Source organism: Solimonas sp. SE-A11, assembly GCF_030345715.1.
GTDB lineage: Bacteria > Pseudomonadota > Gammaproteobacteria > Nevskiales > Nevskiaceae > Solimonas_A.
In genome coordinates, this window is record NZ_JAUASX010000005.1 from 1 (window position 1) to 15,904 (window position 15,904).

The window sequence follows — 15,904 nt, forward strand, 5'->3', positions numbered from 1 at the left end:
CCGGCTTCCCGGTGTACGGCGCCATCAGGCGTGCCGCCTGACCGGGAATCGAGAATCGGGAATGGAGAATCGTAGAAGAAGGGGCGGGGAGTCTTTTGACGATTCCCGATTCCCGATTCCCGATTCCCGGGCTTAAGCCATGCAATGCCCCTTCTGCAAGGCGCCCGATACCCGCGTGATCGACTCGCGGCTGGCGGAGGACGGCACCCAGGTGCGCCGTCGCCGCCAGTGCGAGACCTGCGACGGTCGCTTCACGACCTTCGAGAAAGCGCAGTTGCAGATGCCCAGCATCGTCAAGCGCAGCGGTGATCCCGAACCTTACGTCGAGGACAAGCTGCGTCGCGGCATCGAAAGCGCCTGCTACAAGCGGCCCGTGACGGCCGAGCAGATGGACCATGCCGTGGAGACCGTGGAGCGCAAGCTGAGGGCTTCCACCGAGCGCGAAGTGCCTTCGCGCCTGCTCGGCGACTGGGTCATGGAAGAGCTGCGCGATCTGGATCACGTAGCCTATGTGCGCTTCGCGTCGATCTATCGCCGCTTCGAGGACGTCAACGCCTTCCGCGAAGAGATCGAGAAGCTGCAGAAGATGCCGACCGCCGAGCAGAGGCGCTCGCAGATGTCGCTGATCGAGGCGGAAGCCTCCGCCTCCGCCGCTGCCCGCCCGAAGAAGTGACCACGCTGGAACAGGCCGCGCAGTGGATGGCGCGCGCTCTGCGTCTCGCGGAGCGCGGCCGTTACGGCACCCATCCCAATCCCCGCGTCGGCTGCGTCATCGTCAAGGACGGTGCCGTGGTGGGCGAGGGCTGGCACCAGCGTGCGGGTGAGCCCCATGCCGAGGTCCATGCCCTGCGCGAGGCCGGCGAGGGTGCCCGTGGCGCCGAGGTTTTCGTCACCCTGGAACCCTGCAGCCACCATGGCCGCACGCCGCCCTGCGCCGATGCCCTCGTCCGGGCAGGGGTAGTGAAGGTCTGGGCGGCGATGCAGGATCCCAATCCGCTGGTCTCGGGCCAGGGCCTGGAGCGCCTGCATGCCGCCGGCATCGCCACCGAAAGCGGTTTGCTGGAGAAGGACGCGCAGCGGCTCAACCGCGGCTTCGTCTCGCGCATGACCCGTGGCCGGCCCTTCGTGGTGCTGAAGCTGGGGATGAGCCTCGACGGCCGCACCGCCATGGCCTCCGGCGAGTCGCAGTGGATCACCGGCTCTGAGGCGCGCGCGGACGTGCACCGCCTGCGTGCCGAGACCGGCGCCGTGATGGTCGGGCCGGGTACGGTGCTGGCGGACGATCCCCAGCTGACGGTGCGTGGTTTCGACACGCCTCGGCAGCCGGATCGAATTGTTCTTGATACGCGTGCCCAAGCCCCGGCCGGAGCCAGAGTCTGGGCCGAAGGCGCTCGGCGCCTGTGGCTGACCGCGGGCGCGGGCGCGGCCCCGGCCGGCGTCGAGCTCCTGGCCTGTGCCACGGACGCCAGCGGAGGCCTGGACCTGGCCGCCGCCCTGCAATTGCTGGGGCAGAAGCAGGTCAACGAGGTTCTGCTGGAATGCGGTCCGCGCCTGGCCGGCTCCTTCCTGCAAGCCGGGCTGGTCGACGAGGTGGTGGCCTACGTGGCGCCGAGCTTCCTGGGCCACGAGGCGCGGCCTTTCGCGACGCTGCCGGGCCTGGAAAAGCTTTCGCAGCGCCTGCAATGGCGTTTCGCCGGCGTGCGGCAGGTGGGCGCGGACCTGCGCCTGACGCTGCAGCCTGTTTAGGAGACTGGAAAATGTTCACCGGCATCATCGAGCATCTGGGCCGCATCAGCAGCGTCGAGACCGTGGGCGGTGACCGCCGCATGCGCTTCGAGGCGCCGGGCTACCTGAAGGGCAGTGGCCTGGGTGACAGCATCGCGGTCAACGGCGTCTGCCTGACCGCCACCGACTTCAGCGATGACCATTTCCACGCCGACCTGTCCGGCGAGACCTGCAACCTGACCACGGCCGGTGCTTGGAAGGCCGGCCAGACCGTGAACCTGGAGCGCGCGCTGACCCCGGCCAAGCCCCTGGGCGGGCACCTGGTCTCCGGACATGTAGACGGCATCGGCAAGCTGATCTCGCGCCATGAGGAGGCCCGCTCCTGGCGCATGCTGTTCGAGGCCCCGGCCGATCTGGCCCGCTACATCGCCCGCAAGGGCTCGATCTGCATCGACGGCATCAGCCTGACCGTGAACGAGGTCGAGGGCAGCCGGTTTGGGGTTAACATCATCCCCCACACGCTGGCCCATACCACCCTGGGCGGACTGGCGGCGGGCGACGCGGTCAATCTCGAAGTGGACCAGATCGCGCGCTACCTGGAGCGGCTGCTGGCCGCAAGGAACGAAGCATGAGCAACAAAGTAGCCAACATCGAGTCCGCGCGTCCGCGCGGGCTGGACTCCACGGAAGACATCATCGCCGACCTCAAGGCCGGCAAGATGGTGATCCTGATGGACGACGAGGACCGCGAGAACGAAGGCGACATCATCATGGCCGCCGAATGCGTGCGGCCGGAGGACATCAACTTCATGGCGCGCTACGGCCGCGGCCTGATCTGCCTGACGCTGTCGCAGGAGCGCTGCCGCCAGCTGCGCCTGCCGCAGATGGTCTCGCGCAACGAGGAAAGCCACAAGACGGCCTTCACCGTGTCGATCGAAGCAGCCAAGGGTGTCACCACCGGTATCTCCGCGCATGATCGCGCCGTCACCGTGCAGGCCGCGGTGAAGAAGGATGCGCGTCCCGAGGACCTGGTGCAGCCGGGCCACATCTTCCCGCTGATGGCGCAGCCCGGCGGTGTGCTGACCCGCGCGGGCCACACCGAGGCGGGCTGCGATCTGGCGCGCCTGGCGGGCTTCGAGCCGGCCGCGGTGATCGTCGAGATCCTCAACGAGGACGGCACCATGGCGCGCCGTCCGGACCTGGAAGTGTTCGCGCGGCAGCATGGCCTGAAGATCGGCACCATCGCCGACCTGATCCGTTACCGCCTGCACAACGAGCACACCATCGAGCGCGTCGCCGAGACTCACGTGACGACCGAGTTCGGTGACTTCCGCCTGGTGACCTACCAGGATTCGATCGACAACACCGTGCACCTGGCGATGGTCCGCGGCGACATCGACAACAGCAAGCCGACGCTGGTGCGCGTGCACATCCGCAACACCCTGCAGGATGTGCTGGGCGTGCAGCATGAGGACTTTGCCTGGCCGCTGCGCCTGGCGCTCAAGCGCGTGGCCGACGAGGGCAGCGGCGTGGTGGTGCTGCTGCGCAAGCCCGAGGCGCCGCGTGAGCTGGTGCAGCAGATCATCTCGCTGAACAAGGATGCATCCGAGGAGCATCACGACTCGCGTCCGATGCTGCGTACCTACGGTATCGGCGCGCAGATCCTGTTCGACCTGGGCGTACGCAAGATGCGCGTGCTGTCCTCGCATTACCGCATGCAGGCCATCTCCGGCTTCGGCCTCGAGGTGGTGGATTACGTGGTTCCCGAGAAGAAGTAGGAATGAAGAAGCTGAAGACCGGTTACGCGGCGCCGAAGAAGCCGGGCAAGAAGGAATTCGCCGGTGTGCGCATCGCGCTGCTGGAGACGCGCTGGAACACCGACATCGTCGCCGCCCTGGACAAGGGCGCGCGCGAGTGCTGCAGCGACTGGGGCGTGCAGGCTGCCAACGTCAAGGTCTACTACGCGCCGGGCGCCTATGAAATCCCGCTGGCGACGCAGGCCATCCTCGACAGCGGCGAAGCCGATGCGGTGGTCACCCTGGGTGCCGTGATCCGCGGCGATACGCCGCACTTCGACTTCGTCGCCGGTGAATGCGCCCGCGGCCTGATGGATGTGCAGCTCAAGACCGGCGGCCCGGTCGGCTTTGGCGTGCTCACGGTGAACACCGTCGAGCAGGCCTGGGAGCGCGCGGGCCCGGGTAAGACCAACAAGGGCTACGAGGCCGCTGCTGCGGCGCTCGAGATGCTGCGACTGGTCAGGAGCCTCGCGTGAACGAAGGTCAACCGCAATCCCGCCGCGGCCTCGCGCGCCGCCTCACCGTGCAGGCGCTGTACCAGTGGCTGCTCAACGAGACCTTCCCCGAGGTGCTGCTCCGGCAGTTCCGCGAGCAGGAAGAGGGCCTGGGTCGTGCCGACCCGGCCTATTTCGAGCTGCTGCTCAAGGGCGTGGTGGACAACGCGCCGGCGCTGACACTGGCGATCACGCCGCACCTGGATCGCCCGCTGAACCAGCTCGATCCGGTGGAGCACGCGATCCTGCTGGTCGGCGCCTACGAACTGCGCTTCTGCCCGGACGTGCCCTGGAAGGTCGCCGTCAACGAAGCCGTCAACCTCGCCAAGACCTTCGGTGCCGAGGAAGGCTTCAAGTTCGTCAACGGCGTGCTCGACAAGCTCGCGCGCGATTCCCGCAGCGCCGAGATGAGATGATCCGTGAGGAGATGGATGCCCGGTGGGCATCCATCCCGGTCACGGTTCCGCAGGCCTGAGGCGCGTTGTCCTTCCACGCCCGACAGTATCGCGCAAGCAGTGGGGGTATCTGGAGCCATGGACGAGTTCTCTCTGATCCGCCATCACTTCGCCCGGCTGACCCCCGCGTCCGATGACGTGATCCTGGGTATCGGCGATGACGGGGCGCTCCTGCAGCCCTCGTCCGGGATGCAGTTGGCCGTCACCTCCGACACTCTGGTCGCCGGGCGCCATTTCCCCGAATCTACCGCCCCGGCCGACATCGGCTGGAAGGCCCTGGCGGTCAATCTCTCCGACCTTGCCGCCATGGGCGCGGCGCCTCGCTGGTTCACCCTGGCGCTGACCCTGCCGACGGCCGACGCGGCCTGGCTGGAGGGTTTTGCCGCGGGTCTCCGCGATTTGGCCCTGTCCAGCGGCATCGCCCTGGTGGGCGGTGACACCGCGCGGGGGCCGCTCAGCATCACGATCACCGCCATGGGAGAGGTGCCGCCCGGCCAGGCCCTGCGCCGCGACGGCGCGCGCCCCGGCGACCGCATCTGCGTCACTGGTACGCTGGGCGACGCCGCGCTGGCCCTGCGCCTGCTGGAGCAGCCGGGACTGCCCTCAGTGCTGCGCCAGCGCCTGGACCGGCCGACGCCGCGCATTGCAGCGGGCTTGGCGCTCCGCGGCCTTGCCACGGCGGCCCTGGATATTTCCGACGGCCTGGCTGGCGATCTGGGGCATATCCTGGCCGCCAGCGGTGTCGGTGCCGAGATCGACCTCGAGGCACTGCCTGCCTCGGCGCATTTCAATGGACTGGCCCCTGCGGAGGGGCGCACGGAGCTGATGCTGCGCGGCGGGGATGACTACGAACTCTGCGTCTGCCTGCCGCCGGAGGCAGTCGAGGAGGCGCAGCAGCGGCTCGATGTGCCGCTGACCGAGATCGGGCGGATCACGGCGTTGCCGGGGTTGCGCAGCGTCGATACCGCGGGAAGCCTGCAGGCGCAAGAGGCCTGCGGCTACCGTCACTTCTGAGGGGCGTCCACCGGCGCTTGCGACTCGGCGGACGTGCCTTGTTGCGGCAGCCTCGTGGCCAGGCGGGCCTTGAAGCGCTCGATCAGCGCCGGACTTTGCCGGGCATGGAGTTGCGTGCAATCCAGGTAGCGCTTGAACAGGCCCTGCTGTGTCTGGTCTTCCCGGGATTCTGCTTCGATCCGCGCCCGCGCCGCATCGCGATACGGCTTGAACTGCTCCACGTTGCCGGTGCCCAGCAATTGCGAGCCGAGCAGAGACATGAGCAACGCCGATTCGCCGCTGGTGTCGGTTCCCCCGCCGGCCCGGTTCACCGCATTGATCAATTGCCCGCAGTAGACGTACTTCTCGCCGAGTTCGCGATCGGCTTCCGTGGGCGTGTGCTGGGCGAAGCAGGCGAGTGGCAGGACCAGGGCCGCGGACAGGCACAGGGCCTGGCGGATCTTCTTCTGGCGCGACATGGGATGTTTTGCTGGCCGGCGAGGCGGTGAGTCGATCAGTTCAGTACGTCGCGCGCTTGCACGAACTTCTGCATCCAATACTTCTGCGCCACCGGGGCGACGATGATCTGGCGCCCACTGGCGGGGGCATGCACGGCCTGGCCGTCGCCGAGGTAGACCGCCACGTGGTCGATCCTGCTGCCGGTGAAGCTGTAGAACAGCAGGTCGCCGGGCTCGGCGTCGTCCAGGTCGATCTTGTGGCCGATGTCGCTCTGCTCACGCGAACTGCGCGGCAGCTTCACGCCGGACTGGGCGAAGACGTATTGCACCAGGCCGCTGCAGTCGAAGCCATCGGGATTGTTGCCGCCATAGCGGTAGGGGCGGCCGATCTGGCCGAGTGCGTCGACCACGATGGTTTGGCGCAGACGCTCGACCTCTTCGCTGGAGCGGCCGCTGCCGCCGCCGAAGGACAGGCAGCCGGAGAGCAGCAGGCCCAGGCCCAGGACGAGGAGGGCGCGCATCAGGCGGGCGGCTGCGTCTTGACCATCGAGGGGCGGCGCGCAAATTCGCTGAACCAGCGGTCCAGTGCCTCGAATTCCTTGCGCCATTCCAGGTAGGGCATGCGGAAGTCCAGGTAAGCCAGGCCGACGCCGGCGGTGATCTCCACCACGCTGGGCTTCTCGTCCTTGAGCAGGGTATGGGCCTCGAGATTGAGCAGCTCCAGGCTGCGGCGGATCGCGGCCATCTGGCGATCGAGGAAGCTGTGGTAGACGATGCTCTCCGGGCGCCGCTTCTCCTGCATCGTGGCCACGGCGGCGTCGATCACACCCTGGGCGATGCGCTGGCGGCGGCGGGCGGTCCAGCGCTTGGTGCCGCGCGGCAGCGGTGCCAGGCCGTGGTACTTGGCGTCGAGGTACTCGATGATCAGGTCGGAGTCGGGCAGGGCTTCACCCTTGTCGGTGATCAGGGTCGGGATGCGCGACAGCGGGTTGGCCGCCAGCAGTTCCGGCGGCGGGCTATAAGGATCGGTCTCGATCTCCTCGACCTGTTCCGACAGGCGCAGTTCTTCGATCACGACGCGCACCTTGCGCGAGTAGGGCGAAGTCCTGGAGCAGTACAGCTTCATCATCGTTCTTGTCCCGTGCTGCGAGCCCGACCTGGAAACGAAGCGGCCGCAGGGATTGTAGCCCTGCGGCCGTCACCGCGCGTTCGACCTGTGGATCGGTCAGGCGTTCAGCTTGTCCAGGTAGCGTTCCGCGTCCAGGGCGGCCTGGCAGCCGGTGCCGGCCGAGGTCACGGCTTGGCGGTAGACGTGGTCCATCACGTCACCGGCGGCGAACACGCCCGGCACGCTGGTGGCCGTGGCGTTGCCCTGGCTGCCGGACTGCACCTTGATGTAGCCGTCGTGCATCTCCAGCTGGCCCTCGAAGATCGAGGTGTTCGGCTGGTGGCCGATGGCGATGAAAACGCCCTTGGCGGCGATGTCCTGCGTGCTGCCGTCCTTGACGTTGCGGATACGCGCGCCGGTTACGCCGCTGGCGTCGCCCAGCACTTCGTCCAGCGTGGAGTCCCAGACGATGGTGACCTTGCCTTCGTCGCGGCGCTTGAACAGCTTGTCGTGCAGGATCTTCTCGCCCTTGAACTTGTCGCGGCGGTGGACGATGGTCACGTGGTTGGCGATGTTGGCCAGGTACAGGGCCTCCTCGACAGCCGTGTTGCCGCCGCCGATCACGATCACGTCCTGGCCCTTGTAGAAGAAGCCGTCGCAGGTGGCGCAGGCCGAGACGCCTTTACCGCGGAACGCGGTCTCGCTGTCCAGGCCCAGGTACTTGGCACTGGCGCCGGTGGCGATGATCAGTGCGTCGCAACTGTATTCGCCCTGGTCGCCGGTCAGCTTGAAGGGCTTGCTACTGAAGTCCACGGCATGGATATGGTCGTAGACCATCTTGGTCTCGAAGCGCTCGGCATGCTGCTGCAGGCGCGCCATCAGGTCCGGACCCATCAGGCCATGGACGTCGCCGGGCCAGTTATCGACCTCGGTGGTGGTCATCAGCTGCCCGCCCACTTCCAGGCCCGTGATCATGGTCGGCTTCAGGTTGGCGCGCGCGGCATAGACCGCGGCGGTGTAGCCGGCGGGTCCGGAGCCGAGGATGATCAGGGGCAGGTGCTGGACGGTCATATCGTTTCCAAGGACGAACGGGGAGGGGAGACCCGGGGGAGGGGAGACCCTTCTGTGAACCCGCGATGCTAAGCATCGTGGGGCGACAGGTCAAAGCAATCGTCGTGATCGGGGCGATAGTCGGTCTGCATTGCCGGATTTCGCCCCATTTTTCATGACGCTTTTGTTAAATATGGGGAAACCAGTGAATATCAAGGGGTTTCTTAACCTTCCTGTAACATGTTGCCAATAGATTACGGGTGACGTGTAATCGAGCTAGGCAATGCAAGGCAAACTCATTCTTGTGGTAGAAGACGAGGCCGCCATCCGCGAAATGATCCGTTTCGCGCTGAGCCGGGCCGAATTCCGCGTGGCGGAGGCCGGTAGCGCCCAGGAGGCGCGCCTGCGGATCGCCGATGAACGCCCCGACCTGATCCTGATGGACTGGATGATGCCGGGCGTCACGGGCGTCGAACTCACTCGCGAGCTCAAGGCCCAGCCGACCTCCAAGGACATCCCGGTGATCATGGTCACCGCCCGTGCCGAGGAAGAGGACAAGATTCGCGGCCTCAACGTCGGCTGCGACGACTACGTCTCCAAGCCTTTCTCCTTCCCGGAACTGATTGCCCGTATCCAGGCGGTATTGCGCCGCTCGACGCCGGGCGGCGAAGAGGAGCGCCTGGCGGTCAACGGCCTGGAAGTGGACGCCGCCAGCCAGCGCGTCACCGCCAAGGGCCAGCCGGTGCGCCTGGGGCCCACCGAATACCGCCTGCTGCACTTCTTTGTCAGCCACCCCGAGCGTGTCTACACCCGCGAGCAGGTGCTGGACCGTGTGTGGGGCCAGAACGTCTATGTCGAAGAGCGCACCGTGGACGTGCACATCCGGCGCCTGCGCAAGGCCCTGGAACCCTTCGGCTTCGCCGACATGATCCAGACGGTGCGTGGTACCGGCTACCGCTTCTCCGAGAAGTTCTAGGGCCATGACCTCCGGACCGGAGGGTTCGCCCACCCCGGCCGCTGCGCCGCCTGTTGCCCCGCCGCCACCGCGACTGATGGGCCGCATCTGGCAGGTCGGCCGCTTCGAGCTGCTCAAGCTGGCGCTGCTGGCCCTGGTCGGCGCCGGCGTCGGACGCATCTTCGGCCGGCCGCTGGCCGGGACCTGCGTGGTCCTGTTCCTGCTGCTGCTATCCAACCTGCGTCACCTGGCGATCCTGCGGGTCTGGCTTGCTACTCCCAAGAGCGTGCAACTGCCGGATATCGGCGGCCTCTGGGGCGAGAACTACAACGCGCTGCTGGAGATGCAGCGCAAGAACCGCAAGAATAAGAAGAAGCTGACGCTGATGCTGGCGGAGTACCAGGCTTCAACGGCCGCGCTGCCGGATGCGGCCGTGGTCCTGGGCGAACGCGGCCAGATCGCCTGGTTCAACCAGGCGGCCAATACGCTGCTGGGCTTGCGGGCGCCGCAGGACACCGGACTGCGCATCACCTACCTGATCCGTCACCCGGCCTTCACCGAGTACTTCGTCAGCGGCGATTTCGACCGCGAGGTCGAGGCGCCGTCACCGGTGAATCGCGCCAAGCAGCTGTCGCTGAGGATCATTCCCTATGGCAGCAACCAGCTCCTGCTGATCGCCCGTGACGTGTCCGAACTGCGGCGCCTGGAGACGGCGCGCCGTGACTTCGTGGCCAATGCCTCGCACGAGCTGCGCACGCCGCTGACGGTGCTGCGCGGCTACCTGGAGATGATGGAACCCGAGGCTCAGCACAGCAACGCCCTCGGCCCCTGGCGCGGGCCGCTGCTCGAGATGCGCAACCAGGCCGCCCGCATGGAGTCGCTGGTCACCGACATGCTCAAGCTGGCACGCCTGGAGGCGGATTCGCTCAGCATGAAGGACACCCGCCTGGACGTGCCGCGCCTGATCCAGCGCCTGGTCGAGGACACCAAGACCCTGTCCCGTGGTGAACACCGTTTCGAGCTGCACATCGATCCGCGCGTGATGCTGATCGGTGGCGAAGCCGAGCTGGTCAGCATCGTCACCAACCTGCTGTCGAACGCGGTGCGCTATACCCCCGCCGGCGGCGTAATCGCGGTCCGCTGGGAGCCGGTGCCCGAGGGTGCACGCTTCAGCGTGGCGGACAGCGGCGTCGGCATTGCCCCGGAGGACATCCCGCGGCTGACCGAGCGTTTCTACCGCGTCGATGTCGCACGGTCCCGCGCCAGCGGTGGCACCGGCCTGGGCCTGTCCATCGTCAAGCATGCCCTGGAGCACTACGACAGCCGCCTGGAGATCCGCAGTGAGCTGGGCGTGGGCTCCACCTTCAGTTGCCGCTTCCCCCCGCACCGCGTCCACGTCGAGACAGCCGAGGCTGTCAGCCAGGGCTAGACGCTTGCACTGCTGCTGCATGGTGGGGCATGGCACGCATGCGTGCCGGCAGAACGCGGATGCCCCGGCGCCACGCTCCTTGTCTGTCCCCCGAAGCGCGGCTGAGTGCTGACCTGATCCAACGTAAATCCTGATGCCGGCCCTGCAGGCAGGGGGCGCTCTCGCCTCGACCCTTGTTGGCCCCCCCGGAAGAATCTTGTTCCTGCGCCTCAAGGCCGACCGGGAGCGGGCGCCACGGTCATTCCCTTGGCTGCGGGCATCGATCGACGGACAGTGGATGGGTGAGGGAAGAGGCTTCGCGGGTGGCCGCTGACGGGATGATTCGTGGCAGTAAGGATCGAGCGGATTCTGTCAGGCAAAAAGAAAAGGCGGCTGCGGGAAGAACCCGCAGCCGCCCTTCTCGAAGGATCGCGTCTTAGCCGAAACGACCGGTGATGTACTCCTCCGTCTTGGTCTGCTTCGGCTTGGTGAACAGCATGTCCGTGGCGCCGAACTCGATCAGCTCGCCCAGATACATGAAGGCCGTGAAGTCGGCGACGCGCGCCGCCTGCTGCATGTTGTGGGTGACGATCGCGATGCTGTAGTCCGCCTTCAGCTGATAGATCAGCTCTTCGATCTTGGCGGTGGAGATCGGGTCGAGCGCCGAAGTCGGCTCGTCGAGCAGGATCACCTTGGGGCGCACGGCGATGGTGCGGGCGATGCACAGGCGCTGCTGCTGGCCGCCGGACAGGCCCAGGCCGCTGGAGTTGATCTTGTTCTTGACCTCGTCCCACAGCGCGGTGCGCTTCAGCGCGTCTTCCACGCGGCCGTCCATTTCGGACTTGGGCACCTTCTCGTAGAGCCGGATGCCGAAGGCGATGTTGTCGTAGATCGACATCGGAAACGGCGTCGGCTTCTGGAACACCATGCCGATGCGGTAGCGCAGCAGGTTGAGATCGATTGTCGGGCTGAGGATGTTCTCGCCGTCGAGCAGGACCTCGCCCGTGGCGCGCTGGCCCGGGTAGAGGTCATACATGCGGTTGAGAATGCGCAGCAGGGTCGACTTGCCGCAGCCCGAGGGGCCGATGAAGGCCGTGGTCTGCTTCTCGTAGAGCGGCAGGCTGATGTTCTTCAGTGCAATCGACTGGCCGTAATAGAAGCACACGTCACGGATCGACACCTTCTCGGCATAGCCGGCATTGAGGGCGTCACGGGTTTCGTTCGGGCTGGCAACGGCGCTGCCGATTTGAATGCTGGGACGATTTTCCATTTCAGTATTCACAGGATGAGCTAGCTCTGTTGGCCGCGGGGAGAGGACAGCGAACGGGCGAGGATGTTGAGCGCAAGCACGGTGGTCGTGATGATCAGGGCACCGACCCAGGCCAGCTTCTGCCAGTCCTGGTACGGCGACATCGCGAACTGGAAGATCACCACGGGCAGGTTGGCCATCGGCTGGTTCATGTCCGTGCTCCAGAACTGGTTGTTCAGGGAGGTGAACAGCAGCGGCGCGGTTTCACCGCTGATGCGCGCGACAGCCAGCAGGGCGCCGGTTACCAGGCCGCTCAGGGCGGCGCGGTAGCAGACCTTGTTGATCACGCGCCAGCGTGAGGCGCCCAGCGAGCTGGCAGCCTCGCGCAGGGTATTGGGCACCAGCAGCAGCATGTCCTCGGTGGTACGGACCACGACCGGGATCACCAGGATCGCCAGGGCGACGCTGCCGGCCCAGGCCGAGAAGTGGCCCATGGGGCGAACCATCAGTTCGTAGACAAACAGGCCGATGACGATCGACGGTGCCGACAGCAGCACGTCGTTGATGAAACGAACGATCGTGGCCGTCTTGGTGCCGCGGCCGTACTCGGCCATGAAGGTGCCGGCCAGGATGCCGATCGGTGTACCGACGAGCGCTGCTACCAGCGTCTGGATCGCCGAGCCGTAGATGGCGTTGAGCAGGCCGCCCGATTCGCCCGGAGGTGGGGTCATGGCGGTGAAGGTCTCGAACGACAGACCGCCGATACCCTTGGACACCAGGGTGCCCAGGATCCACAGCAGCGCGACGAAGCCTGAGCCGGCCGCGATATAGGACAGGACCATCGCGATGGCATTGCGACGCTTGCGCCGCGCGTACAGCTTGGTGTCTTGGACGAAGGCATCCATTAGCGGTTCTCCTTCATCTGCAGGCGCAGCAGCATCAGGCGGGCGGCGGCCAGCACGATGAAGGTAATCATGAACAGGATCAGGCCCAGCGAAATCAGGGCCGAGGTATACATCTCGCCATCGGCCTCGGTGAACTCATTGGCGATGGTGGCCGAGATCGTGGTGCCCGGCGCGATCAGTGAGGTTGCGATGCGGTGGGCGTTGCCGATGACGAAGGTGACCGCCATGGTCTCGCCCAGGGCGCGGCCCAGGCCGAGCATGACGCCGCCGACAATGCCGGTGCGGGTGTAGGGAATGACGACCTTCCAGACCACCTCCCAGGTGGTCGCGCCCAGGCCGTAGGCGGACTCCTTGAGCATCGGCGGCACGGTCTCGAACACGTCGCGCGTCACGGACGTGATGTAGGGCAGAACCATGATGCTGAGGATCAGGGCGGCGGTCAGCACGCCGATACCATAGGGCGGGCCAGTGAAGAGGCTCTCCAGCCAGGGGATGCCTTCAGCGGCGCTGATCAGGGCCGGCTGAACATACTGCTGCAGCAGCGGTGCCAGCACGAAAAGGCCCCAGAGGCCGTAGATGATGCTGGGGATGCCGGCGAGCAGTTCGATGCCGGTACCCAGGGTGCGCTTGAGCGAGCGCGGGCAGAGCTCGGTCATGAAGATGGCAATGCCGATGCTGATCGGCACGCCGATGAACATGGCAATGACGGAGGTGACGATGGTGCCGTAGATCGGTGCGGCGGCGCCGAAGATTTCGGTGACCGGATTCCATTTTTCCGTCGTGAAGAAGCCGAAGCCGAACTTCTCGAAGGCCGGGATGGAGCCGTGGATCAGCACGCCGATGACACCGCCCAGCAGCAGCAGGACCAGCAGGGCGGCACTACGGGTCAGCCCATGCATCAGGCTGTCGATGAGGCTGTTTTTCCTCAGTACGGATGGTGCAACGGTGCCGCTTTGGGCCGCAAGTTCCACGGACTACCCCTGTTGGGCCGATTGGACGGAAGCATTTGGCATGAGCCGGATCGCCAGGACGTCGTTGCGGGGGCACCCCTTGCGGTGAGGCCGCAAGACCGGTTGCCAGTATACCGCTGCTTCGTTTCTGCGATTTGACACGGTGCGCATCTTTCAAGCCATTGAGAAAAATGACTTTATCTTGTTCAAGACGAAACGGAGGGGCCGATTACGACCCCTCCGTTTCACAACTACGGAAGGCAACAGGAACCGATTACGGCCAGAGCGGCTTGCCGGACTCGTCCTGGATGGTGGCCCAGGTCTGGTTGACCATCTTGATGACGCTTTCCGGCATCGGCACGTAGTCCAGCTCGTCAGCAGCCGGCCCGCCCTTCTTGTAGGCCCAGTCGAAGAACTTCAGGGCCTGCTTCAGGTCGGCGGCGCCCTTGCCCGGCTTCTGGTAGACCAGGATGAAGGTGGCGGCGGTGATCGGCCAGCTGTTGGCGCCCGGCTGGTTGGCGAGGATCAGGAAGTAGTTCTGAACCTTGGCCCAGTCGGCGTCGGCAGCGGCAGCCTGGAAGGTGGTGTTGTCCGGGGAGACAACCTTGCCGTCACGGTTGACCATCTTGGTGTAGGACATCTTGTTCTGCTTGGCGTAGGCGTACTCGACGTAGCCGATCGCGCCCTTGGTCTGGGCGACCATGTTGGCGACGCCTTCGTTGCCCTTGCCGCCGATGCCCACCGGCCAGGACAGGGAGGAGTCGGCACCCACGTCCACGCGCCACTGGTTGCTCACCTGCGACAGGTAGTAGGCGAAGTTGAAGGTGGTACCCGAGCCGTCGGAGCGGTGCACCACGGCGATGGCCTGGCTCGGCAGCTTGACGCCCGGGTTCAGCTTGGCGATCTCGGCGTCGTTCCACTTGGCGATCTTGCCCATGAAGATCTTGGCCATGGTCGGGCCGTCCAGCACCAGCTGGTTCGGCCCGATGCCGTCGACGTTGACGATCGCCACCACGGCGCCCATCACCATCGGGAACTGCAGCAGGCCGGCTTCCTTGAGCTCGTCCGGCTTCAGCGGCTTGTCGGTGGCGCCAAAGGTGACGGTCTTGGCCTTGATCTGCTTGATGCCGCCGCCGGAGCCGATCGACTGGTAGTTCAGGCCGATGCCTGTTTCCTTCTTGTACGCGTCCGCCCACTTGGCGTAGATCGGGTAGGGGAAGGTCGCGCCGGCGCCCGAGATATCGGCGGCGACGGCGTTGCTCGCCATAACCACGCCGGCGACGGCCAGCGCAGCTTTGGCGAAGGACTTGCGGAACAGGGTCATCAGGAAACTCCGGTCTGTTTTTGGACTTGAGGACGCGGAGAGTACTTGGCGAATCTTACAGTTTTGTTGCGACCAGCCCGTCGGAGGGGAGAAATCCTGCGGTTGGGGCCATTTGACCCCTGTAATCTGTTAATAGGCTAGGGGGGGAGGCTGTCACTGTCACATGTTATTCACAAAGCCGGGGCATATTGGCGCCCCCGCACCGTCCCGGCTGCGGCGTTGGTGCTTTCCCTCCCCCGACCGGACCGGCGATACATCGCATTGTCGGCTGCGGGTATAGTGCCCAGGCAACGGAGAATCTTAGCGATCATGGACAAGAATCCTCATCGGCAGCACATTTCGACCCAGTTCAACGTGGAACTGGAGGACGTGCGTCAGCGCGTGCTGGCCATGGGCGGAATGGTCGAGCAGCAGATCACGGAGGCCACCCAGGCGTTGATGAACGGTGATCGCGCGTTGGCCGAGCAGGTCGTCGCCAACGATGCCAAGGTCAACCAGATGGAGGTCTTCATCGACGAGGAGTGCTCCCGCATCCTCGCCCGCCGCCAGCCGACCGCCAGCGACCTGCGCCTGGTCTATGCGGTGATCAAGACCATCACGGACCTCGAGCGTATCGGCGACGAGGCCGAGAAGATCGCCCGCATGGCGATCGACCTGACCAACCACACCCGCACCAGCGAAGGCATGCTGGAAGTGCAGCACCTGTCGCGCCAGGTGGTCCAGGTGGTGCATGACGCCCTTGATGCCTTCGCACGGATCGATACCGAGATGGCCTTGAAGGTTGCCCACGCCGACCAGGCGGTGGACCGCGAGTACGAGGCCCTGATGCGTCAGTGCATCACCTTCATGATGGAGGATCCGCGCACGATCCGCCGCGTCATGGACATGATCTGGAGCATCCGCGCGCTGGAGCGTATCGGCGACCATGCCAAGAACATCGCCGAGTACGTGATCTACCTGGTCAAGGGCAAGGACGTGCGCCACGTCTCGCTCGAGGTCATGGAAAAGGAAGCCCGCGGCGCCTGATGGCCCCGG

At 65.8% G+C, this 15,904-nt stretch carries 18 protein-coding genes; 10 read left to right on the top strand and 8 right to left on the bottom strand.

What is annotated here, in order from left to right:
* Nucleotides 1–139 precede the first annotated feature (139 nt).
* The 7 genes from nrdR to thiL all read left to right on the top strand — a co-directional run bounded on the left by nrdR (nt 140) and on the right by thiL (nt 5,483).
* A complete protein-coding gene (gene nrdR / locus QT386_RS07585; RefSeq protein ID WP_289273148.1) occupies nt 140–673 on the top strand; it encodes a transcriptional regulator NrdR in 534 nt (177 codons plus the stop codon).
* Nucleotides 670–1,746: a bifunctional diaminohydroxyphosphoribosylaminopyrimidine deaminase/5-amino-6-(5-phosphoribosylamino)uracil reductase RibD gene (gene ribD / locus QT386_RS07590; RefSeq protein ID WP_289273149.1), complete on the top strand. Its 1,077-nt coding sequence runs from the start codon at nt 670–672 to the stop codon at nt 1,744–1,746. Before nrdR ends, ribD begins: the two co-directional genes overlap by 4 nt.
* Before the next feature lie 11 nt (nt 1,747–1,757).
* Nucleotides 1,758–2,357: a riboflavin synthase gene (locus QT386_RS07595; protein WP_289273150.1), complete on the top strand. Its 600-nt coding sequence runs from the start codon at nt 1,758–1,760 to the stop codon at nt 2,355–2,357.
* Nucleotides 2,354–3,502 (top strand): bifunctional 3,4-dihydroxy-2-butanone-4-phosphate synthase/GTP cyclohydrolase II, encoded by a 1,149-nt coding sequence (ribBA, locus tag QT386_RS07600; RefSeq protein WP_289273151.1) that lies wholly within the window; start codon nt 2,354–2,356, stop codon nt 3,500–3,502. Before QT386_RS07595 ends, ribBA begins: the two co-directional genes overlap by 4 nt.
* 2 nt (nt 3,503–3,504) lie before the next feature.
* Entirely contained in the window at nt 3,505–3,996 is a 492-nt protein-coding gene (gene ribH, locus QT386_RS07605; protein ID WP_289273152.1) for a 6,7-dimethyl-8-ribityllumazine synthase, read from the top strand.
* Nucleotides 3,993–4,430: a transcription antitermination factor NusB gene (nusB, locus tag QT386_RS07610; protein WP_289273153.1), complete on the top strand. Its 438-nt coding sequence runs from the start codon at nt 3,993–3,995 to the stop codon at nt 4,428–4,430. The genes ribH and nusB overlap by 4 nt, the downstream gene beginning before the upstream one ends.
* Before the next feature lie 117 nt (nt 4,431–4,547).
* Nucleotides 4,548–5,483 carry a thiamine-phosphate kinase gene (gene thiL / locus QT386_RS07615; protein WP_289273154.1) on the top strand — a complete coding sequence of 312 codons (936 nt, stop codon included), beginning with the start codon at nt 4,548–4,550 and terminating at the stop codon, nt 5,481–5,483.
* Here the strand turns inward: thiL and QT386_RS07620 are convergent.
* From QT386_RS07620 to trxB, 4 genes are all read right to left on the bottom strand, one after another.
* Nucleotides 5,474–5,941 carry a hypothetical protein gene (locus QT386_RS07620; protein ID WP_289273155.1) on the bottom strand — a complete coding sequence of 156 codons (468 nt, stop codon included), beginning with the start codon at nt 5,939–5,941 and terminating at the stop codon, nt 5,474–5,476. The two genes, thiL and QT386_RS07620, sit on opposite strands and share 10 nt — an antisense overlap.
* 35 nt (nt 5,942–5,976) lie before the next feature.
* Nucleotides 5,977–6,441 carry a C40 family peptidase gene (locus tag QT386_RS07625; RefSeq protein WP_289273156.1) on the bottom strand — a complete coding sequence of 155 codons (465 nt, stop codon included), beginning with the start codon at nt 6,439–6,441 and terminating at the stop codon, nt 5,977–5,979.
* Complete coding sequence (locus QT386_RS07630) at nt 6,441–7,049, bottom strand: glutathione S-transferase family protein (RefSeq protein ID WP_289273157.1); 609 nt, start codon at nt 7,047–7,049, stop codon at nt 6,441–6,443. Before QT386_RS07630 ends, QT386_RS07625 begins: the two co-directional genes overlap by 1 nt.
* Nucleotides 7,050–7,145: 96 nt before the next feature.
* Nucleotides 7,146–8,099: a thioredoxin-disulfide reductase gene (gene trxB, locus QT386_RS07635; RefSeq protein WP_289273158.1), complete on the bottom strand. Its 954-nt coding sequence runs from the start codon at nt 8,097–8,099 to the stop codon at nt 7,146–7,148.
* Nucleotides 8,100–8,361: 262 nt separating this feature from the next.
* Between trxB and phoB the strand changes: the two genes are divergently transcribed.
* Both phoB and phoR read left to right on the top strand, forming a co-directional pair.
* Nucleotides 8,362–9,054, top strand: coding sequence for a phosphate regulon transcriptional regulator PhoB (phoB, locus tag QT386_RS07640; protein WP_207766118.1), 693 nt, complete (start codon nt 8,362–8,364; stop codon nt 9,052–9,054).
* 4 nt (nt 9,055–9,058) lie between these two features.
* A complete protein-coding gene (phoR, locus tag QT386_RS07645; protein WP_289273159.1) occupies nt 9,059–10,462 on the top strand; it encodes a phosphate regulon sensor histidine kinase PhoR in 1,404 nt (467 codons plus the stop codon).
* Between the two features lie 415 nt (nt 10,463–10,877).
* Here the strand turns inward: phoR and pstB are convergent, their stop codons facing one another.
* The 4 genes from pstB to pstS all read right to left on the bottom strand — a co-directional run bounded on the left by pstB (nt 10,878) and on the right by pstS (nt 14,869).
* Nucleotides 10,878–11,711, bottom strand: coding sequence for a phosphate ABC transporter ATP-binding protein PstB (pstB, locus tag QT386_RS07650; protein WP_289273160.1), 834 nt, complete (start codon nt 11,709–11,711; stop codon nt 10,878–10,880).
* A gap of 20 nt (nt 11,712–11,731) precedes the next feature.
* On the bottom strand, nt 11,732–12,595 hold the full coding sequence (gene pstA / locus QT386_RS07655; RefSeq protein ID WP_289273161.1) for a phosphate ABC transporter permease PstA: 864 nt from the start codon (nt 12,593–12,595) through the stop codon (nt 11,732–11,734).
* The gene (gene pstC / locus QT386_RS07660; RefSeq protein WP_367401407.1) at nt 12,595–13,494 is read right to left on the bottom strand and encodes a phosphate ABC transporter permease subunit PstC; all 900 of its coding nucleotides are present in this window, start codon (nt 13,492–13,494) and stop codon (nt 12,595–12,597) included. Before pstC ends, pstA begins: the two co-directional genes overlap by 1 nt.
* Nucleotides 13,495–13,819: 325 nt before the next feature.
* Nucleotides 13,820–14,869, bottom strand: coding sequence for a phosphate ABC transporter substrate-binding protein PstS (pstS, locus tag QT386_RS07665; protein WP_289273163.1), 1,050 nt, complete (start codon nt 14,867–14,869; stop codon nt 13,820–13,822).
* Nucleotides 14,870–15,178: 309 nt separating this feature from the next.
* On the opposite strand from pstS, the gene phoU reads away from it, so the two are divergent.
* On the top strand, nt 15,179–15,895 hold the full coding sequence (gene phoU / locus QT386_RS07670) for a phosphate signaling complex protein PhoU (protein ID WP_289273164.1): 717 nt from the start codon (nt 15,179–15,181) through the stop codon (nt 15,893–15,895).
* The last annotated feature ends 9 nt before the right edge of the window (nt 15,896–15,904 follow it).